Here is a 19,841-nt window from a genome sequence, read left to right as displayed (position 1 = left end):
CCGGTATTCTATCCCACGAAGTGAACTATGATCCTGAAAACCGATGGCTAGAAATTTTGGGTTGAAGTTCTCAGCCGTGATGACTAGACGCACAACCCAAAACATAATACAATCTACATCGGTTAGTCGCCCTTACGGACACTCCGAAAGGATTGCTGTTAATTTTTTATAGGGAAAGAATAGTGGGTCTTTTTAGTCGTTTTTCGCAGGACATGGGCATTGACCTAGGGACTGCTAACACATTGATTTATGTATCGGGTAAGGGCATTGTACTACAAGAACCCTCGGTTGTCGCTATTGACAGACTAGAAAAAGTCCCGTTGGCGGTAGGAGAGGAAGCCAAAAAAATGTTAGGCCGCACTCCCGAAAATGTAGTTGTGCTACGACCCCTGCGGGATGGGGTGATTGCGGACTTTGATGCAGCCGAACAAATGCTCAAACATTTTATTCGGCGGGTGAATCAGGGAAAAACCCTGATTGCTCCTCGAATTGTGATTGGAATTCCCAGTGGAGTCACTGGAGTAGAACGCCGGGCGGTGATTGAAGCGGCTTCTCAAGCCGGGGCGCGGGACGTGCGACTAATTGATGAACCTGTGGCCGCGGCGATTGGTGCAGGTTTACCCGTTTCGGAAGCGACGGGAAATATGATTGTGGATATTGGGGGCGGTACTACAGAAGTCGCGGTGCTGAGTTTACAGGGAACGGTATTGAGCGAGTCCGTGCGGGTGGCTGGAGATGAACTCAACGATGCGATCATTTTGTATATGAAAAAAGTTCATAACTTAGTGATTGGAGAACAAACGGCTGAGGATATCAAAATTAAGATGGGTTCAGCTTACCCGAATCCGGCCGCCGATGAAGAAATGATTATGGAAGTACGGGGGATTCATTTATTATCTGGTTTACCTCGCACCGTTACCATTAAATCCACGGAGGTGCGCGAAAGTATGGTTGAACCTTTATCGGTTATTATTGATTCGGTCAAACGCACTTTAGAACGCACTCCTCCAGAACTGGCTGCGGATATCATTGACAGGGGAATTATGTTGGCGGGTGGAGGAGCCTTACTCAAGGGTATCGACGCCTTGATTAGCCACGAAACCGGAATTATTACCCATATTGCGGCTGACCCTCTGTGTTGTGTGGTATTGGGCACAGGTCGGGTATTAGAAAATTTCAAACAGTTAGAACGGGTTTTTACTGGGGGTTCCCGAAATCTGTAACAATTGATAATTGGTAATTGACCCTGAAAAAAACAATTATCAATTATTAATTATTTTCACAGTTAATTTTAATCGGTATGCAAACACGCAGTTGGTGGAGTCGCAGTCGGAATCAATTTTTTTTACTGGGTTTGGCAATTTTAGCCGCTTGGTTAGTGCGACAAACTCAAGGGGCTGCTTTATATGAAATGTATTATTGGGTAACTCGTCCGTTTCATTTATCGACATCAACAGTAATGGAACAGGAAAAAATTGTTCGACAAATTGATCCTCGAATTAATCAGTTAGAAGCTCAAATTCAAGAACTGAAAAACCAAAATCAAAAGTTTCAGGATATTTTAAATTATGTCGCTTCTAAAAAACAGGGTAAGGGAATTGTGGCTCCTGTGATTGGTCGCAGTGCTGATTCTTGGTGGAAACAAATTATTATTGGTCGTGGGAGTCAGCAGGGGGTTCGGAATCAGGATTTAGTGGTGGCTCCTGGGGGATTAATTGGACGGGTGATGAGCGTGACACCTAGTACCAGTAAGGTGATGCTTTTGAGTGATCCGATGAGTCGGATTGGGGTGACAATTAGTCGCAGTCGCAATATGGGATTTCTCAAGGGAAATTCGACCGAACAAGGAATCATGGAATTTTTTGAAAGTGATCCTAAAGTCAAGGTGGGAGATGTGGTTGTTACTTCTAGTTATAGCCAGCTTGTCCCTGAAGGTTTGCCCATTGGTAAAGTCCTTTCTGTAGATATGAATAAAGCCCCATCCCCCGAAGCAATTGTTGAGTTTTTTGCTTCTGTTTCTTCTGTGGAATGGGTGATTATTTATCCGAATCAAAAACCAGTCAACAGTAGTCAGTAATCAGTGATCAGTAATCCGTACAATAAATATGTTTTTTCAGCTTTATCAAGTTTTAAATTTGATGATTACCATTATTTCTTTAATGGTTTGTATTTGGTTATCCTTGGTTCGGATTCCTGGGTTAGAACTCTTTGGAATTACCCCGAATTGGGTGTTAATTTGGCTGGTGACTTGGAGTATTAAACGATCTTTTTTACAGGCTATGGTCGGGGGTTTATGCTGTGGGTTGATTTTAGATGGATTAACAGTTTCTTCTCCTTCCCATATTATTTCCTTGGTGATTGTTAGTCTTTTAACTGTAGTGATGTATAAACGAATTATTAAAAAAATTCAAGAGGATTTTATTTCCGTCGCTGTGATTGTTTTTGGAATGGCGATTTTGGTAGAAGCTATCCGAGGTTTTCAATTGAACAGTTTTGGATATTCGGCTTTAGATGAATTATTCCGACATCAACAACGGGTAGCACTGTCCACAGCAATTTTGAGTAGTTTGTGGGCTCCTGTCATCTATCTGCCGCTTAATCGCTGGTGGGCATTTCTGGAAACCTCAAATCAACTAAAATCTTAGGGGCGGGTTTGCTTGAGAGTTGGGTTAATTCACAAAGATCTCAGGGAACTCGCTTCTACACGCTCTCACCGAAACTTATATGCTTAAACATAGCGATTTTGACCAAGCAGATACAGCAGTTCGTGCTAAAATTCTCAGTGAAGCTCTCCCCTATATTCAAAAGTTTTCTAATCGCACGATTGTGGTGAAATATGGGGGGGCTGCGATGAAAGATAGTAGCCTCAAAGATAAGGTGATGCAGGATATTGTGTTACTATCTTTTGTCGGAATTCGGGTGGTGGTGGTTCATGGCGGTGGCCCAGAAATTAATAGTTGGTTGATTAAATTGGGAATTGAGCCTCAATTTAAAAATGGGTTGCGAGTCACCGATGCTGCAACGATGGATGTAGTGGAAATGGTGTTAGTGGGTCGGGTGAATAAGGAAATTGTTTCTCTGATTAACCAGGCGGGAGGGGAAGCTGTTGGCTTATGTGGCAAGGATGCTAACTTAATTAAAGCTCGTCCCGAAGGTCAAGCCGATATTGGTTTTGTGGGAGAAGTCAGTAGTGTCAATACTAAACTTTTAGAGTCTTTGGTAAGTAGTGGTTATATTCCCGTAGTTTCTAGTGTGGCAACGGATGAAGATGGACAGGCTTATAATATGAATGCCGATACGGTCGCCGGGGAAATTGCGGCCGCCTTGGGTGCTGAAAAGTTAATTCTGTTAACAGATACAGCCGGAATTTTGGAGGATTATCATAATCCTGATACCTTAATTGCACAAGTTAATATTCAGGAAGCCCGACAATTAATTGATCAAGGAATTGTTTCCGGGGGTATGATTCCTAAAGTTAATTGTTGTGTCAGAAGTTTAGCCCAAGGTGTGCGGGCTGCTCATATTTTAGATGGTCGTGTTCCCCATGCTTTATTACAAGAAGTCTTCACTGATTCAGGTATAGGCACTATGATTGTCGCTTCTGAATTTATGCGGTAAAGATTCACCGATAGTTTTCACCCGATAAGCTGTTGAGTCTCTATGTTACGTGATCCGGCTCAACGCTGTCGCATGGCTCAAGCGATCGCCCAAGGGATTCTGCTATACATGATAGAGAGTAACTGAAATATCGAGCGATCGCCGGATCTGATTTGACAACGATGGTGATCGGTTATATTTGTTATAATATCATCTAAACATCAAATCATTGTATTTTCCCGAAAATTAATATGACTCTCTTTTCTTCTGAACAACTACTGATAGATATTCAAGAACTACCAGAAGAAGCTCAAGAAATTATTGCTGATCTGGTAGCTGTTTTAAAAAGACGGTATGAAATAGAAAAAAAGCCACCGATTAATTCTCTGCAATTAGAAGATCAACCTTTTATTGGAATGTGGAGCGATCGCCCAGAGACTCAAAATAGTACCCAATGGGTGAGAAATATCCGACAACAACATTGGCATCAGTAACATGGAATCTATTCTAATTGATACAGATATTTTAATTGATTTCGCAAATAACGACATAATTGCTCAAGAACTTCTTGTGCAAGAATCGCAAAAATCATTGCTAACAATTAGTATAATTACTAAATTAGAATTAATGGTTGGATGTCGTAATAAAAGAGAATTAGAATCTTTAGAAAAATTCCTTAAACAGTTTATTATCCTCCAACTAAACCAACAGATATCTGTTAGAGCAGAACAACTGATTAATTATTACTATCTTAGTCATGGACTCTTAATACCAGACGCTCTAATTTCTGCCACAGCTATTGAGTACAAAATTCCCCTACTGAGTAAAAACCAACGAGATTATCGGTTTATATCAGAACTCAATTTATGGAAATATCCGTGAGATACCCATCAACCACTAAATTATTTAAAACTAATTTGTACTCGTTATATATTGCTTAATTAAAGGTAAAACAGTATAAAAATTCCCTTGTTGTTCAATTAAACAACGTTTTAATAAAGACTGTAGAGCATTAATTAAATCCGATGAATTAATTTTACTATTTTCTAACAATTTAACTAAATTAACCGGATCGTTTTCCTTCGCCAATAAAGATAGCACTTGTTTTTCTATTTCCGATAAGCGATCGCACTGTTGCTGTAAACTATCTTTAATATCTTCAGGTAACAATAGAGTATTATTAATTAATACCTCAATTTCACATTCTCCCAAATCCTGCATCAAATTTGCTATACTCTTTAACCAGAAAGGATTGCCTTGATAGCGTTGAATAATTGTATCCCGGTGATCAATTTCCGTTAACCCATTATCTCTGAATATTTCCCGCGCAGCTACAATATCCAAACCCGTCAGTCGTAAAGTCCGAATTAGAGAATTTTCGCTTTTAACCTCAGTTATAATTCTAGGTTGTTCCCAACCAATTAACACAACACAACTTTGATGAGATAATTCTTTGATTTGTTTAAATAAAGTTCGATATTCTTCATATCCAGATTTATACTTTCCGACCAATTCCCCACTAATAAAAAGGTTTTGAATATTATCTAAAATAACTAAACAGCGATACTTTTGCAAATATTTAATTAGAGGTAAAGATTTCTGATTATTTGCAGATAAATCTAACTGTTCAGACTGAGAAATTATCCGAATCAAATTACTTTGAAATTCCGCTAAAGTCGGCAATGAGTCAAAATCACACCAAATTACATACTCAAATTCATCCTTAATTTGTTGAACCAATTGCACCGTTAACGCCGTTTTCCCAATACCACTAATACCCGCAATAGCAATTAGGCGACATTGTTCTTGTAAAATCCAGGTAGTCAGGGTTTCTAGTTCAGGAGTGCGATTATAAAAAGCACCCAAATCAGGCATTTCACTTAAATCATTATGCAGAGTTTCAGTTGATTCTGACTGAGAAATATCCTCATTTTGCTGATGTGGGTTTGGTATATCTGGCGGATGTCTACTTTCTCCACAAATATTAAAACTATGATTAACAGTTTGTCCAAAGTTGAAAATATTAGCGTTTTGTAACCTCTCCATTGCAGATTTAAAATTAGATTTATTAACATCTTCCCCTAACTCTTTTGCAAGAATTTTCCATAATTTTGATCCCGCATTCCTAACGTTACTTCCAGAACAATCAAAATCCTTAGCAATTTGTTTGTATGTCTCATGTTGTAGAGTTCCCCGCAATACCGCTTCCTCTAAATCATCAAGATGCCTACCAGTTTTAGCAAACACTATATCATCAGCCACTTTTAACATTTCTTTAAGGTTCATTACGGCTAGGAGATAGGAGAGTTTTGTGTATTATAGCGCACATTAGCGGACTTTTTTAGACAATTTTGTATATTTTTGTATAAAACTAGATTTCAAGAAGACAAAGGTTGGTAAAAATTGTTGACAAAATAGGATATTTTTGAGCTAGACAAAACTTCGATTTTTAAGAAATAATAAAGACAGTATTCAAATATCAAACTAGGAATTACAAATATGAGTTTTGAAGATATCGCCCGTCAAGCTGTTGAAAAAACTTTTGAACAGGGTACGGAGACTGTTGTAGAAAAAACTACGGGTATTGATGGAAATACAGTCAAAACAGTCAAAGCAGTTGCAGAAACTGGTGCTGCGGTAGGTGCGGCTGCCAGTGCAGCTACGGGGTTGACTGTTGCAGCAACTTCAGGAGCAGGAATTACTTCGGGTTTAGCCGCCGCAGGTGGTGTGGTTGGTGGTGGGATGGCTGTTGGGCCTGCGGTATTAGCAGCAGGCCCAGCTTATCTGGGGGCAAAAATAATGAATGAAACTTTGTTCAAAGACCAACCTGACTTGTCTGAGGAGGAGAATGATGCTCGTGCAAAGGCAAGAACAGCTACAAATATTGGGGCTGCTGCTGGTATAGCTGGTGCTGGTATAGCAACGGTAGCTGGCGGTGCTTCTGGTGCTGCAATTATGGGTACCCTTGCAGGGATCGGTGGTGTTGTTGGGGGAGGTGCAATTGCTGGTACTGCCATCGTTGCGGCTGCACCTGTTGCGGCTGCTGCGGCTATTGGATACGGAGTATATAAACTTTTTGGAGGTAAAAAGTAGCTCAATTTCTACCTGTCCATTTAAGCCACTGCCATGATATCAATCTGATAATGATATAGAGAGCGATCGCAGTCTTAAAAAAAGAGCGATCGCACTTTCTTGTAATAATTGTAGGGAGAGCGATCGCAGTCTGACAATAAAGATTGATGAGATTGCCCTTGCTTGTCATTGGGATTGTTAGTCATTTTTGGGAGCTTTATCATTATAATTAATAGTTAAATTAATCAGTAGAGTTGACGATGCGAACTATTGGATTAAAGGTAACGATAACAAGCAATGGCAAGTTGTTAGTCGATTCTCCTGTAGATATACCAGTGGGTCAGTATAATGCCGTTCTCGTTATAGAAGATCAACCCATTTCGGATCAGGATCAAACTTCCGTCCAAAAGGCTCAAGCTCTTTTCCGGCAATATATTCCTGCTAGTAGAAAACTCTCGGAGGAGTTGATTCAGGAGCGGAAATTGGAGGCGACAGGTGAGTGAAGTTGTTTTAGATGCCTCTGCTGTCTTAGCTTTACTGAATCAAGAAACGGGTAGCGAAGAAATTTCGCGGTTTATTGGAAATGCTGCCATTAGTACCGTTAACTTGTCTGAAGTGATAGCAAAGTTAGCGGAAGCAGGAATAAATGAAAACGTCATTCAGCAGATTCTATCTAATCTAAATCTTGAGGTTGTAGCTTTTGATCAAGAACAAGCATTAAAGTCGGGAATGCTGCGACCAAAAACTAAATCAATTGGGCTTTCATTTGGTGATCGCGCTTGTCTAGCGTTAGGGATTTCTCTTAATCAACCTGTTCTGACAACTGATAGATTGTGGAGCAATCTTAGCCTTGCAGTTGAAGTCCGAGTGGTGCGTTAGATTGAAGCTAATTAATTAGAATATTCGCCTAATCGGTGTAGTTTTAATTGTAGGTAGGGAAAGCGATCGCATTCTTAAAAAAGGAGCGATCGCACTTTATTGTAATAATTGTAGGGAAAGCGATCGCACTCTTACAAAAAGAGCAGTTATCTAACATTAATTAGCAGCCCAAAGAACAGAAATATCGCTGTATTGCTTGAATATTGAATCAGCACTCACCAGCGTCATATTCTCAATTTGAGCCTGAGCAATCAACATACGATCAAAGGGATCTCGATGATGTAATGGCAATGCAGATGATCGCAGTGCATGAGGTGCTTTGATTTCTAAATATCGCATATCTAACTGCACCATACGACTAGAAATGTAGGTATCTATTGGCTCTGGCAATGGTAATTTTCTGATCGCAACTTTGATCCCAATTTCCCAAACACTAGCAACAGAAAACCATAATTCATTACTTTCATCGGCAATCTGTGCGATCACTTCTTGATTTAATCGCTCAGGTTGGGCAAACCACCACAACCAGCATTGGGTATCCAACAATAATTTCACTGTTCATTTCCTTCATTCAAATGCTGCCAAAATTTCTTGGGGTAACGGTTCATTAAAGTCGTCTGGTATGATAAATTTACCTTGATCTTGCCCTAAACTCGCCCGTCGATTGGATGAAGGACGAAACGGAATTAACTTCGCGATCGCCACCCCTTGATTGGAAATAATAATTTCTTCTCCAAGTTCTACACGAGACAATAACTCAGAGAGATTTTTTTTGAAGTCGTTGGGTAAGTTTTCAATCTGAAGTTTAGCCATGACGATCCCAGAATTACTTAATTTATTATATCACCAGTTTCCATCATATCAATGTGATCATTGTAGGGAGAGCGATCGCCTTCTTAAAATAAAGAGCGATCGCACTTTCTTGTAATAATTGTAGGGAGAGCGATTGCTTAAGATATAATCAAAACAACCCATCTAAGAAAATAGCTCAATCATGAAAACACAACTTAATCAAGAGGGACAGATTACTATACCTCCTGAAATTCGTGAGCGTTTAGAACTGAAACAGGGAGATGAATTCCTATTAATTGTTACCGGAAATGAAATTAAGTTACAACCGATTCAAAGAAAATGCCTGAGTGAATTTCGAGGAGTTTTACCAGCTACTCAACCTTATTCGGGTAAAACAACTATACGCCAAGCTGTAGCTCAATCTTTAGCTCAGAAATCTAATCAGTCATAATCATGAGTAATTATTGGGTAGATGCCAATATTTTATTAAGGTTCATTACCAATGATCCCCTCAATCTCGCTGAACGATCTGCTAGATTTTTACAGAAAGCTGAACAAGGGGAAATTACACTCAAGGTATCTTCAATTGTTGTGGCTGAAGTGGTTTGGGTATTAATTTCTTTTTATGGTTATTCTCGACAACAAGTTGCAGATGTTTTGATAGGTTTGTTAACATCAGAGGGTATTATTCTTGAATCTAGTGAGCAAGTAATAGCAGCCCTTGATAGTATGGCGACAGCAAATGTTGATTTTGTTGATGCTTATCTTGCAGAAGTGGCTCGTAAAGAAAATGAGTCTGTTGCTTCTTTTGATCGAGATTTCAAACGTTTAGATATACGTTATATAGAGCCAGATTAATTAATTTTTGATTGGATTCATGGGAATGAGTTAGTCTATTATACCACCAATTTCTATCATGACAACGTGATCATCACAAGAAAGTGCGATCGCATTCTTGAAAAAGGAGCGATCGCACTTTCTTGTAATAATTGTAGGGAAAGCGATCGCATTTCATCATATCAATGTGATCATTTTAGAGAAAAAGTTGTAAAAAGTCTCACATCAAACCTGCTACCTGTCAAAGAATTTACTAACCGTTCATCCAGAGTTAGCAACGGTGCTTTAACTTGTTCTGAAAGTGCTACATAACAGCCATCATAAGTAAGCTGTAATTCCATAGTCCAAACCAATTTGAACAGCATTACTGATTAGATATTTTGTTGAAATGACTTGAAATCGTAGTGCTTTTAAGTCACTTAAATCGGCTTTAACCTGTTCAGCCGTGTAGAGGTTAGCGCGTACATACTTCCAGAGAACATTAGCACATTCAATATAAAAAAGATCAGGTACAAAAAACTCAACAGAAGGATCATCAAGATGAGTAAATAGTTGATTAACTTTAGAGGTCAATAGATCAGCAACAAATAACTTAATACAAATATTTGTATCAATTATGCAGCGTAAACTAACGGTCATCTATTGCGATCCTCTTGAATTAAAATAGTGCTATCTGTTAATCCAAAATCCCTGGGGTTAACTCTCGGACGATTACGAATTATTTGTAGAATTGCTGACATGGGTTGGTTCTCTTGCGTCCGATTTATCATTACTTTGTCAGGATCAAATGATAAGGATTGCGTCAACAGATGAATAACTGCTTCATTAAGAGTAAAATTTTTCTCTGAGGCAAGAAACTCAATCTGACTATATAGTTCATCAGGCAAGTTTTCAATCTGAAGTTTAGCCATGGCGATTCCAGAATTACTTAATTTATTATATCACCAGTTTCCATTATATCAATGTGATCATTGTAGGGAGAGCGATCGCAGTCTTAAAAAAAGCGATCGCCTACATGAATATAGAATATTGCTTAAATTACTAATGGTTGCCCTTCATGGATAACAGTTAGAGGGGTTTTGGTACGTTCAACCTCTATCAATAGAGTTTGCAAGGTTTGGGGTAATTCATTTGTAGTAATTTGTGTCATTTTCTGTTACTTATTCAGCAAGCCCTACTTATAATTTTGTTCTTAAAAATCGAGATTTTAAGCCGTTTCTAACCAGTCAAAAATTCTATCTAACTGCTCTAAGGTAACTAAACCGTATTGCAACAGAGTCATAGATACGGGACTGGGATCTTGATATTTATGTTGAGAGTTCGTGGGATGATTGGCTCTTTCTGCCATGGCAATTGAATCAGCAGATAGGGATAATTCTTCCTGCAAAAAGTGAATAAACCGAGAGTATTTACTGGGTGTCATTCTAACACTCACCTCCTAATTTAATATTGATCTAAGGGTTAACAAAAAATTTTTCTGATAAAATTGGCTAATTGCCTTTTTTTATAGATTGATATACTGATCAAGTCTGAGGTTTGAAACTTCAGAACATTGATCTGTAGTTATTGATTAGGCCAGAGAAAAACTTAAGTATTACTAAACTGTTTACCTAGTTTTCTTCTCACGCATCTACATTAGCTGCGATTGAAATTCCGCACAATGGAGTAGTAACCACACAATTTTCTGTCACAGGCCCACTTTCTGAAAGAACGAGTAACCCTTAACAGATGAAGCTATCAAAATTAATCCGTCGCTAGACAGAACAGTTTCCTTGTCAAAACAGAGAAGTAGCGGAACTCTAAAATTTAGAGTCACAGTTTCACGGTTATTTAACCCTAGCTTGTTCAATACGCGCGAACTTGACTCAAAATTAGCCCTGACAACCAATGATCGTCGTGGATCAATTTTCTTTGCCCGCTTGCTTCTCCTCACACCTAAGAAGAATAAATCAACTGTATAGGGTTAACTTCCTTTACGCTGAACAATGCTCGAATAAACAGATTAACAAATTTATTTGCTATGGTGTAGACCTTAACATTAAAGTTTTAACAAATTACATGAATTTTTGTAAAGTTATTTCAACTTAAAGCTGATGGCTGAGAATTCAGAAAGCTGATCGGTATGCGATCGCCCACTTTTACACCCAATTCCTGAGATCGTCCGCCCCGTAATTCAATCACCTGATTCACCGGAACATCAGGGCCATAGGTAGGACAAGGTTCCTGTTCACAAGGGAGAGCATTAACCTGAATGGCTTTCACCACGTCATCGCGCAGAAAAATCATATCCAGGGGGATTTTACAGTTTTTCATCCAAAACCCCACAACCCGAGGTTGAGCAAAGGGAAATAACATTCCCCGATCATCGGCTACATTGGTTCTATACATTAAACCTAATGCTTGTTGCTGAGGGGTTCGAGCCACTTCAAGCTGAATAACCTGGCTGCCAATTTTAGCCTTCGCCGTAATCGGTAACATTTGACCCCGATTCTCTTGGGTGATTATAGGAGATTGAGAAACCGAAGTTCCTAAACCTACAGATTGTGCTATTGAAACCGATGATAACAAAGGTGAACAGCTAACTAATAATATACCGAGCGCCCCAAAACCCATGGAAACTAAGGCTTTGGGTATAGAAGCCAAGATCAAACCAGTCCTAAATCCGACTAACAGTTCAAGGTTCAAGGTTGTCAAAAAATTTGTATCCCCAGTGACAAAAGATTGTACAGCATCTTAGACAATTTTGATCACTGATTTAACAGGATTACGCAGATTACCCAAAACCCAAAACCCATTACCTATTACCCATTACCCATTACCCATCTCTGAGAACATACCCCACCCCTCTAACCGTTTGAATTAGGCGTTTTTCGCCTTCGTCTTCAATTTTGAGTCGCAAATAACGAATGTAAACTTCTATAACGTTAGACTCTCCCAGAAAGTCATAACCCCAGACATTCTCTAAAATTTGTTCCCGGGTTAAGACTTCTCGCGGATGTTCCATCAAATATTTGAGTAACTCATACTCTTTCATTGTTAGATCAATTGTTCTACTATTGCGGAGTGCCCTTCTGGTGGCCAAATCCAAGACTAACTCCCCAAAGCGTAACTGTTCGTTAGTATTAGTTCCTGGTTGCAAATATAGATTGACCCGTTCCAAAAAACTTTCCGTCCGATAGGGTTTTAAACAATAGTCATCTGCCCCCGACTCTAAACAAGCAATGCGGTCTTCGATCGCATCTTTTGCCATTAAAATTAACACAGGTATCCGGCTACCTAAATCACGTAAATGACTACAAACCGATAGTCCTGACTCTCCTCCCAATAATCGATCAATGACTATTAATGCGGGTTGTAATTCCGTTGCTTGATTTAATCCTGCTGCTCCGTTACTGACTACAATCGGATAATAACCCGCTTCTTCTAAATCTAGGCTAATCTGTTGAGCTAACAGTTCATCTGGCTCAATAACTAAGATCGAAGGATGCTGCTCTAACCCCAACTTATTCATCTATTTATTTTGTTTTGATCAAAAAAATTAAAACTATTTTAACACTTTCCGTTAACTATTAAGGTGTTAGTGCGTGCTAACACACTTCCGCCCTGCCTCCTCTGTCTCCCCCGTCTACGGCAATTCAACAGAAGTCGGCTTGGCAATATGAGGCAGTCCCCAGCCTAATTTTTCTCGGAGAACTTGAAAAAATTCGGGGGGTTGAAGCCGAATAAATTTGGCACGATAGGGCGATCGCTTAACTTTCACCTGATATTCTGGAAGGACATAACAGCCTCCATTTCCATCCACTACCATCACCAACTGATTCGGACTAGCCGGATAAATGATTACAGGTTCAGTTTCCCCATAAATCAGAGCCCGAGAAGCCAAAGAATGGGGACAGATGGGAAGTAACTGTAACACTTCCACCCCGGGTGTTACCACGGCTCCTCCAGCCGATAAACAATAGGCCGTTGAACCCGTAGGAGTGGAAATAATCACCCCATCGGCGGCAATATCCACCGGAGCATGACGACCGATTTTAATTTCAAAATGACACATACAGGTCATGGGTTCCCGGTGTAACACCATTTCATTCAAACACAAAGCTTCCCACAGCACTTGTTCTGACTGACATACCTCCACCGCAATCATAGTCCGGTTTTCAACAATATAGTTTCCGTCGATCACTTGTTCCAAGACCGAAGGCAATTGATTCAGGTAGGTTTCGGTTAAAAATCCCATGTGACCCGTATTCACCGCCAATAGAGGAATACCGTGAGGTGCCAGTTGACGAGAGGCGGAGAGAACCGTACCATCCCCACCTAGAACAATGGCAAACATCATCTCCTGATCAAAATCAGGCGGGGCCAGCTTATCCATAGGAATGCGGTGTAAAGGATTTGGCCCAGTAGCATAGCCCAAGATGCCCCCGGTTCCGGGTGCAGTGCAAACCTTCAATCCCCGCCCTATCAGCTTATCTTTGATCTCGGTCGCAGCACGACAAGCGGTGGGTTTGGAGTCATTATAAATAATTCCTACTTTTGGCACGAGAAGTCTTGTTAAAATTGGGTTTAAATAGCCTAACAGCAACTAATTCGTCTATCTCAGAACTGGGATTGCCACCCCAATTCTGATCAGACATACAATTGAGCGATGGTTAAAGCATACTCTGTCTTTGGGCGATTGTGTCCAGTTAGAGGGGCTTGAAGGGATTGCTTCTCTGTTTACGTTTTTTCAGCTTTTCCTGTTCATATTCTAATTCTTTAAGTTTCTTCATAATCCGACTAAAGTATTCCTGCATATAAGTCTCTAAGCTGCTGATTTCCTTGGGGTCGATGCCAAAAACTTGATAGGTTTCATCCATCGACGCTTGCAAGGGTTGACCATTGGCTAAAACCTCAGCAAAGGCTAGACGGTCAGAGACATTCCAACTCCACTGAAACCAACGGGTTACTTGCCGGAATAGACGCAGGACTTGTGTAGGGGTGCGAGTAATTTTAGCTTCTTTACCCGAAAGCCTTTCACATAAACGAATAATCTCCTCGGCTGTCCAGGCTTTAGAGCCGACGATGGGAAAACTTCTATTCTCAGTTTCAGCAACGGATAGGGCTTTAACCGCAAATTTAGCGATATCGATGGTGTCCATATAGGCAACGGGTGAACTTAACCCAGGTACCAAAACCGCTTGTTTATCTAAAATTGGAATCGCATATTGACCAATTAACCCTTGAAAAAATCCACAGGGCTTTAAAATTGTGTAATTTAAACCGGACTCGGCTAAAAATAGTTCGGTACAGCGCTTGATTTCTAATAGGGGCACTTGGGGATATTTCTCGGCATCCAAAAAGGAAAAGAAGATAAATTTTTCCACTCCTGCTTCCTTGGCCGCTTGAATCAGAGAGACTTTCCCTTTCCAGTCTATTTGTTTAATTCCTAATGAATCCGTAGGACGCGCTGTTGCTGCGTCAATCACGGCCGTTACTCCTTCTAGGGCAGATTTTAAGGTTTCTGGTTCACACAAGTCCCCAGGAACCAATTCCGCCCCCCATTCTTTTAAAAACGCTGCCCTGCGGTAACTGCGTGCTAAACAACGTACGGTATAACCCTCGTCAATAGCGCGTCGCACCACCTGTCTTCCCAATGTGCCAGTCCCACCAACAATTAATAAGGTCATGAATATGAGTCTGAAGATTAAAGTTTGTTAAGTATGCTATCAAATATTCTCTCATTTTTTTACAAAACTTAACAAAAATCCGAGGGCCTACCCTGTAGATCCCAGATATCACCCCAGACTCTGAAAACAATAAAAACTTTTTCTGATTGCGGCGTTGCGACGAAATCGTTCCAACCCAAAACAACAGCACCCAAAGCTCATTTCCTTAGTGATTTCCCCTCTTATGTTGGATGATGTGGAGTTGCTACTAAGGTCGAAGCCTAGTTGCATTGCTCCCTTTACCATGATTAGGGGAAGTATAAGGATATAATGATAGGTACTGTTGTTCGTATTCTACAAGACAGATTGTATTGATCTTTAGCAGAGTAACTAACCTCCTAGTTAAGCTAAGGAATTTCCTCGTTTATAATCCGTAAGTTTGGAGTTGTATACTTTTTAAAAACCAAGCTACATTGCTCCCATTTGGTTCACTAGAGGAAATATCAGCAACTAAAGAAAGAGTTACTGCGGAAGACGACAGACGTTAGATGAAACAGTTTAGTTAACCTCCTAATTTCACTTAACTCGGACGCTCAAGAAAACGTGTTTCGGGCCTCCTATAATAGAGATTTTACCGTTTGAACATCGTTTACTGATCTGTCAGAGAAGCTCTTTTTGGCTCCTGTATATAGAATAAACATTCCCCCTATAAATTGCAAGTGAAATCCATTAAAGTTAATCATTTGATCAATCAACACTCTCGCAATTGTAAACTTAGGTAACAGAGACTTTTCGATTAAATCAGCATCTAATCTTGATATGTAGGGGATGACACTTGTTCAGACTGTTAGCACATCTAGCCCAATTTTATTCTTTGTTGAAATAGATGGAATCCCCGCCCGTTTTACCGCGGGGTGGATGTCAACGCACCTGCATATAGACTGCATCGGAAATCGTGGGAATTTCTGCATATTTTCCCGACAAAGATTGAATTACAGAATAGAAAAATACCGCCAACAGTCCCAAGAATATCATGTTGTAGAGGGTTTCACCGACAAATCCTTGTAAAAGAACACTGCCAAATACCTGGAATAGTAACGTGCATAAAATTAGAACAATGTCAATCAAAATGGCTTGCATGGTATTAAATCGAATGAAATGGGGAATATTTTCATTACGAACCACTAACATATATAAACCGATAAACACAATAAATCCAGCAAAAGGAATGTATTGATAAAGGAACATTAAAGGAATAACAGGCAATGTAATAATTTGTAAAACTGGAAACTGTTGGAATAAAAAGCGTCCAAAGGGCAACCCATTCATTAAAGGTAATAGATAGGGTAATGCGGCAAAAATGCGATCGCGTACTGTCGTGGTTCCGCGCCAAGTCATAACCAATTCTCCTGAGTATCTCTTAAACTCAGGATAGCGCAGTCCTAGAGATTGGGGTTAGATGTTCGCAAGAAAAACCCACAAGGAGTGCAAGTACCCCCTCGCTGATCACCAAGAACCAATATATTATTGGATATTGGCAATACGGAAACCCATCTGACATTCATACTGACTCGGTTGATTGTCAATGCAGGGACGAACCAAATGTCCACAGGACAACTGGCCTCCTCTCCAACGCGGTTGACCGCTTTGATCGGCTAATAAACATCCCTGACAAACTTGTTGAGAAGCAAGTATCTGGTTATCCATCAAAATGACTAGCATAATGATTCCTCCGACAGACGCCCAATTATACTTTTATTGTAATCCCACAGTTATAGGGGATTCGGCTAAATGAGTCACAACTTAATGCAATTTTGGAATCAACCATCAGCACAGTAAAGTTATGATGGAAAATCAGGGATAATCCTAATCCGTTTGAATCGGTAATCAAATTGTGTAATTAAGAGGAATTTTATTGTGAGTCAGACTAACTTAGAAATCTTATCTGAAACTGATCCGGTGATTGCTGATCTGATTCAGCATGAACTCTGTCGTCAACGGGAACACCTAGAATTAATTGCCAGTGAAAATTTTACCTCGGCGGAGGTCATGGCGGCCCAGGGGTCGGTTCTCACCAATAAATACGCCGAAGGACTTCCCAAAAAACGCTATTATGGGGGTTGCGAATTTGTCGATGGCATCGAACAATTAGCCATTGAACGCGCCAAACAACTATTCGGGGCTGCGAGTGCCAATGTTCAGCCCCATTCTGGAGCCCAAGCTAACTTTGCCGTGTTCTTGGCTATGCTCAAACCGGGTGACACGATCATGGGAATGGACTTATCCCATGGGGGACATTTAACTCATGGTTCCCCGGTCAATGTTTCCGGTAAATGGTTTAAGGCTTGCCATTACGGAGTTAGCCCGGAAACCGAACAACTTGACTATGACTTAATTTTAGAACTGGCTAAACAGCATAAACCTCAAATGCTGATTTGCGGTTATTCTGCCTATTCTCGGATTATTGATTTTGAGAAATTCCGCGCCATCGCCGATGAAGTCGGTGCTTACTTAATGGCTGATATTGCCCATATTGCTGGGTTAGTGGCAACGGGTCATCATCCTAACCCTATCCCCTATTGTGATGTTGTCACCACCACTACTCACAAAACCTTGAGAGGGCCAAGGGGGGGATTGATTCTCAGCCGAGATGCCGAACTGGGCAAAAAATTAGATAAGGCTGTTTTCCCAGGGTCTCAAGGTGGCCCCCTAGAGCACGTTATTGCAGGCAAAGCCGTTGCCTTTGGGGAAGCCCTCAAACCCGAGTTTTCGACTTATTCTGGTCAAGTGGTTGCCAATGCTAAAGCCTTAGCGACTCAGTTACAAAACCGATGCTTAAAAATTGTTTCCGGTGGTACGGATAATCATTTGATGTTAGTGGATTTACGTTCTGTCAATATGACGGGTAAACGGGCAGATCAACTGGTTAGTGAAGTGAATATTACAGCCAATAAAAATACGGTTCCCTTTGATCCCGAATCTCCTTTTGTCACCAGTGGTTTACGGTTGGGATCTCCGGCCATGACCACCCGGGGGATGGGAGAAACGGAATTTATCGAAATTGGGAATATTATCGCCGACCGTCTGTTAAACCCCGAAGATGAAGGTATCGGCGAAGCCTGTCGTCAACGGGTGGCGAATTTGTGCGATCGCTTTCCCCTCTATCCCCATCTGAGTTTGAAAGTTCCAGCCTTAGCCTAGTGGGATTTAGATAGATCTATTAATTGATATTCCCCGCTCTAAGGAGACGGGGATTTTTGAAAATCTCATAACTGATTTAATTGGTTATAATATTAACCAAAATCCCTTTAAGATTATGGTTATAGAACTTAAATCGGCAATTTCCACAGAAATTATCTATCCAGAAACTGATGGCAAACCGATGGCAAATAATACCGAACAATTTCGCTGGATTGTCGTCATTGAACAGAATTTAGAAGGGTTATTTGCTGATGATCCTGATGTATTTATTGCCGGGGATTTATTCTGGTATCCGGTACAGGGAAAACCTCATATTGTGAATGCACCGGATGTATTAACGGTATTGGGAAGACCGAAAGGAAAACGGGGTTCCTATAAACAATGGGAAGAAGATAATATTCCTCCCCAAGTCGTCTTTGAAATTCTTTCCCCTGGAAATACTCAGAATGAGATGGATCGAAAATTGGTGTTTTACGATCGCTATGGTGTGGAAGAATATTATATTTATAATCCTGACGGTAATCATTTCAAAGGTTGGCTTAGAAATGATGAGGGATTAGATTTGATAGAAACCCTGGACAATTGGGTGAGTCCCAGTTTAGGAATTCGCTTTGATTTATCCGCAGAAGAACTACAAATCTATCATCCCAATGGTGATAAATTTGTCTCTTATGTTGAAATTATGCAACGGTTAGATGCGGAAAAAAAACGGTCAGAAATAGCTGAAACTGCTTTAGAATCAGAACAACAGCGATCGCAATTATTAGCAGAACGATTAAGAGAAATGGGAATTAATCCCGATGAATTGTAGGATTTAAACCCAATTACCCCCCCAAACCCCCGTACACGGGGGGCTAAGGTCTTAAAAAATTTAACAATTCTCGATTTACAGTTTGGGGAACTTCCTGTTGTATCCAGTGACCACAATCGGAGATTAATTCTAGTTTAAACGGAGCCGCAATTAATCTATCTAAACCTTCCGTTAGATGATAACTTAAAAATGAGTCTTCCTTTCCCCATAAAACTAAAGTAGGAGATAAAACTTTTACCGGGGTTTTTGTCAAATTTAATAACCAAGTCGGCGGCCAAAACAAATGACGATAATAACTCATCGCTGCTCTTAATACCCCGGGTTTTTCTAAAGCTGCTTCATAAATTTGAGTTTCTTCGGTACTAAAAGCACCCTTACGGATAGCGTGTTCTCGCAACGCATTAGTAATAAATTCTTTTAAATTTTGTTGGATTAACCATTCGGGAATCCCCGGAACTTGAAAGGCAAAAATAAACCAACTGCGACGAACTTGATCTAAATTACTAACTAATTCTTGCACAAAACGATAAGGGGGAGGAGCGTTTAGAATCGCCAAACGATTTAGAGATTCAGGAAACTTCTGGGCAAAATGCCAAGCAATTAATCCCCCCCAATCATGCCCAACAATATGAGCTTTAACATAGCCTAATCGTTGAATCAAGCCCTGAATATCAACTACGAGGGTATCCAAATCATAGCCACTATCCGGCTTGTCAGAATCATTATAACCCCGTAAATCAGGTACAACAACTTTAAAATGACGAGCCAAAGCCGGAATTTGATAGCGCCAAGCGTACCAAAATTCAGGAAATCCATGTAGAAGTATGACGAGTTCACCCTCACCTTGGGTAACCGTGTGTAAACGAATGTTATTCGTTTCTACAAACAGATGTTGCCAATCAGATTCCAATGTCACCATAAACTCCAATATAATGCTCACAAGCGCTTAGGCTAACGTCTTAGAGAATTTCCTCAACGGATTGGAGCAATGTTAAACAGTTGCT

The 19,841-nt window shown here is 40.3% G+C and carries 28 protein-coding genes; 15 read left to right on the top strand and 13 right to left on the bottom strand.

The features are described 5' to 3' along the window. Positions 1-182: 182 nt before the first annotated feature. The 6 genes from NMG88_RS16955 to NMG88_RS16930 all read left to right on the top strand — a co-directional run bounded on the left by NMG88_RS16955 (position 183) and on the right by NMG88_RS16930 (position 4,479). Positions 183-1,223 (top strand): rod shape-determining protein, encoded by a 1,041-nt coding sequence (locus tag NMG88_RS16955; protein ID WP_071782712.1) that lies wholly within the window; start codon positions 183-185, stop codon positions 1,221-1,223. 77 nt (positions 1,224-1,300) lie between these two features. Next, positions 1,301-2,077 carry a rod shape-determining protein MreC gene (mreC, locus tag NMG88_RS16950; protein ID WP_235751399.1) on the top strand — a complete coding sequence of 259 codons (777 nt, stop codon included), beginning with the start codon at positions 1,301-1,303 and terminating at the stop codon, positions 2,075-2,077. Between the two features lie 28 nt (positions 2,078-2,105). Beyond that, entirely contained in the window at positions 2,106-2,645 is a 540-nt protein-coding gene (gene mreD / locus NMG88_RS16945) for a rod shape-determining protein MreD (RefSeq protein WP_042153926.1), read from the top strand. A 79-nt stretch (positions 2,646-2,724) separates the two neighbouring features. Then, positions 2,725-3,618 carry an acetylglutamate kinase gene (gene argB / locus NMG88_RS16940; RefSeq protein ID WP_042153928.1) on the top strand — a complete coding sequence of 298 codons (894 nt, stop codon included), beginning with the start codon at positions 2,725-2,727 and terminating at the stop codon, positions 3,616-3,618. A 230-nt stretch (positions 3,619-3,848) separates the two neighbouring features. Next, complete coding sequence (locus NMG88_RS16935; protein ID WP_227365722.1) at positions 3,849-4,091, top strand: hypothetical protein; 243 nt, start codon at positions 3,849-3,851, stop codon at positions 4,089-4,091. Position 4,092: 1 nt separating this feature from the next. Beyond that, entirely contained in the window at positions 4,093-4,479 is a 387-nt protein-coding gene (locus tag NMG88_RS16930; RefSeq protein ID WP_227365720.1) for a type II toxin-antitoxin system VapC family toxin, read from the top strand. 30 nt (positions 4,480-4,509) lie between these two features. On the opposite strand, the gene NMG88_RS16925 is transcribed toward NMG88_RS16930, so the two are convergent. Continuing rightward, positions 4,510-5,883: a helix-turn-helix domain-containing protein gene (locus tag NMG88_RS16925; protein ID WP_254035641.1), complete on the bottom strand. Its 1,374-nt coding sequence runs from the start codon at positions 5,881-5,883 to the stop codon at positions 4,510-4,512. 213 nt (positions 5,884-6,096) lie between these two features. Between NMG88_RS16925 and NMG88_RS16920 the strand changes: the two genes are divergently transcribed. The 3 genes from NMG88_RS16920 (at position 6,097) to NMG88_RS16910 (ending at position 7,548) form a co-directional block, all read left to right on the top strand. Next, on the top strand, positions 6,097-6,690 hold the full coding sequence (locus tag NMG88_RS16920) for a hypothetical protein (protein WP_027255350.1): 594 nt from the start codon (positions 6,097-6,099) through the stop codon (positions 6,688-6,690). Between the two features lie 239 nt (positions 6,691-6,929). Then, positions 6,930-7,172, top strand: coding sequence for a hypothetical protein (locus NMG88_RS16915; protein WP_235751405.1), 243 nt, complete (start codon positions 6,930-6,932; stop codon positions 7,170-7,172). Then, entirely contained in the window at positions 7,165-7,548 is a 384-nt protein-coding gene (locus NMG88_RS16910; protein WP_026785416.1) for a type II toxin-antitoxin system VapC family toxin, read from the top strand. Before NMG88_RS16915 ends, NMG88_RS16910 begins: the two co-directional genes overlap by 8 nt. Positions 7,549-7,704: 156 nt before the next feature. Here the strand turns inward: NMG88_RS16910 and NMG88_RS16905 are convergent, their stop codons facing one another. Together NMG88_RS16905 and NMG88_RS16900 are read right to left on the bottom strand one after the other, a co-directional pair. Beyond that, on the bottom strand, positions 7,705-8,103 hold the full coding sequence (locus NMG88_RS16905; protein WP_026798539.1) for a type II toxin-antitoxin system VapC family toxin: 399 nt from the start codon (positions 8,101-8,103) through the stop codon (positions 7,705-7,707). A 12-nt stretch (positions 8,104-8,115) separates the two neighbouring features. Further along, the gene (locus NMG88_RS16900) at positions 8,116-8,361 is read right to left on the bottom strand and encodes a type II toxin-antitoxin system Phd/YefM family antitoxin (protein WP_026795934.1); all 246 of its coding nucleotides are present in this window, start codon (positions 8,359-8,361) and stop codon (positions 8,116-8,118) included. A gap of 181 nt (positions 8,362-8,542) precedes the next feature. Here NMG88_RS16900 and NMG88_RS16895 point away from each other — a divergent pair, with 181 nt between their 5' ends. From NMG88_RS16895 to NMG88_RS16885, 3 genes are all read left to right on the top strand, one after another. Then, a complete protein-coding gene (locus NMG88_RS16895; protein WP_036831938.1) occupies positions 8,543-8,791 on the top strand; it encodes an AbrB/MazE/SpoVT family DNA-binding domain-containing protein in 249 nt (82 codons plus the stop codon). A gap of 2 nt (positions 8,792-8,793) precedes the next feature. Continuing rightward, entirely contained in the window at positions 8,794-9,198 is a 405-nt protein-coding gene (locus tag NMG88_RS16890; protein WP_026785412.1) for a type II toxin-antitoxin system VapC family toxin, read from the top strand. A gap of 66 nt (positions 9,199-9,264) precedes the next feature. Beyond that, the gene (locus NMG88_RS16885; protein ID WP_237747547.1) at positions 9,265-9,489 is read left to right on the top strand and encodes a hypothetical protein; all 225 of its coding nucleotides are present in this window, start codon (positions 9,265-9,267) and stop codon (positions 9,487-9,489) included. A 6-nt stretch (positions 9,490-9,495) separates the two neighbouring features. Here the strand turns inward: NMG88_RS16885 and NMG88_RS16880 are convergent, their stop codons facing one another. Then, positions 9,496-9,816 (bottom strand): type II toxin-antitoxin system VapC family toxin, encoded by a 321-nt coding sequence (locus NMG88_RS16880; RefSeq protein ID WP_235751407.1) that lies wholly within the window; start codon positions 9,814-9,816, stop codon positions 9,496-9,498. Beyond that, a complete protein-coding gene (locus NMG88_RS16875) occupies positions 9,813-10,088 on the bottom strand; it encodes a hypothetical protein (RefSeq protein WP_235751408.1) in 276 nt (91 codons plus the stop codon). Before NMG88_RS16875 ends, NMG88_RS16880 begins: the two co-directional genes overlap by 4 nt. Between NMG88_RS16875 and NMG88_RS16870 the strand changes: the two genes are divergently transcribed. Beyond that, a complete protein-coding gene (locus tag NMG88_RS16870; protein WP_167541238.1) occupies positions 10,087-10,242 on the top strand; it encodes a hypothetical protein in 156 nt (51 codons plus the stop codon). The two genes, NMG88_RS16875 and NMG88_RS16870, sit on opposite strands and share 2 nt — an antisense overlap. Positions 10,243-10,384: 142 nt before the next feature. Here NMG88_RS16870 and NMG88_RS16865 read toward each other — a convergent pair whose 3' ends face one another. From NMG88_RS16865 to NMG88_RS16835, 7 genes are all read right to left on the bottom strand, one after another. After that, the gene (locus tag NMG88_RS16865; RefSeq protein ID WP_036831945.1) at positions 10,385-10,600 is read right to left on the bottom strand and encodes a DUF2949 domain-containing protein; all 216 of its coding nucleotides are present in this window, start codon (positions 10,598-10,600) and stop codon (positions 10,385-10,387) included. 656 nt (positions 10,601-11,256) lie between these two features. Beyond that, positions 11,257-11,820, bottom strand: a complete 564-nt coding sequence (locus NMG88_RS16860; RefSeq protein ID WP_227350526.1) for a DUF192 domain-containing protein — start codon at positions 11,818-11,820, stop codon at positions 11,257-11,259. A gap of 172 nt (positions 11,821-11,992) precedes the next feature. After that, positions 11,993-12,688, bottom strand: a complete 696-nt coding sequence (gene nblR, locus NMG88_RS16855) for a response regulator transcription factor NblR (protein WP_026785406.1) — start codon at positions 12,686-12,688, stop codon at positions 11,993-11,995. Positions 12,689-12,802: 114 nt separating this feature from the next. Then, positions 12,803-13,720 (bottom strand): NAD(+) kinase, encoded by a 918-nt coding sequence (locus NMG88_RS16850; RefSeq protein ID WP_042157400.1) that lies wholly within the window; start codon positions 13,718-13,720, stop codon positions 12,803-12,805. A gap of 145 nt (positions 13,721-13,865) precedes the next feature. After that, on the bottom strand, positions 13,866-14,846 hold the full coding sequence (locus NMG88_RS16845) for an SDR family oxidoreductase (protein WP_026785404.1): 981 nt from the start codon (positions 14,844-14,846) through the stop codon (positions 13,866-13,868). 900 nt (positions 14,847-15,746) lie between these two features. Beyond that, positions 15,747-16,223 (bottom strand): Tic20 family protein, encoded by a 477-nt coding sequence (locus NMG88_RS16840; RefSeq protein WP_026796361.1) that lies wholly within the window; start codon positions 16,221-16,223, stop codon positions 15,747-15,749. A gap of 126 nt (positions 16,224-16,349) precedes the next feature. Next, complete coding sequence (locus tag NMG88_RS16835) at positions 16,350-16,547, bottom strand: hypothetical protein (RefSeq protein WP_026795936.1); 198 nt, start codon at positions 16,545-16,547, stop codon at positions 16,350-16,352. 195 nt (positions 16,548-16,742) lie between these two features. Between NMG88_RS16835 and glyA the strand changes: the two genes are divergently transcribed. Together glyA and NMG88_RS16825 are read left to right on the top strand one after the other, a co-directional pair. Beyond that, the gene (glyA, locus tag NMG88_RS16830; protein ID WP_026785401.1) at positions 16,743-18,026 is read left to right on the top strand and encodes a serine hydroxymethyltransferase; all 1,284 of its coding nucleotides are present in this window, start codon (positions 16,743-16,745) and stop codon (positions 18,024-18,026) included. Positions 18,027-18,141: 115 nt separating this feature from the next. Further along, complete coding sequence (locus tag NMG88_RS16825) at positions 18,142-18,837, top strand: Uma2 family endonuclease (protein WP_026796364.1); 696 nt, start codon at positions 18,142-18,144, stop codon at positions 18,835-18,837. Between the two features lie 43 nt (positions 18,838-18,880). Here the strand turns inward: NMG88_RS16825 and NMG88_RS16820 are convergent, their stop codons facing one another. Further along, complete coding sequence (locus NMG88_RS16820) at positions 18,881-19,756, bottom strand: alpha/beta fold hydrolase (protein ID WP_227381611.1); 876 nt, start codon at positions 19,754-19,756, stop codon at positions 18,881-18,883. Positions 19,757-19,841 lie beyond the last annotated feature (85 nt).

This window comes from Planktothrix agardhii (genome assembly GCF_904830935.1).
Classification (GTDB): Bacteria; Cyanobacteriota; Cyanobacteriia; order Cyanobacteriales; family Microcoleaceae; genus Planktothrix; species Planktothrix agardhii.
The sequence above is the reverse complement of the archived record's forward strand: the minus strand, read 5'-3'. Positions and strand labels throughout refer to the sequence as shown.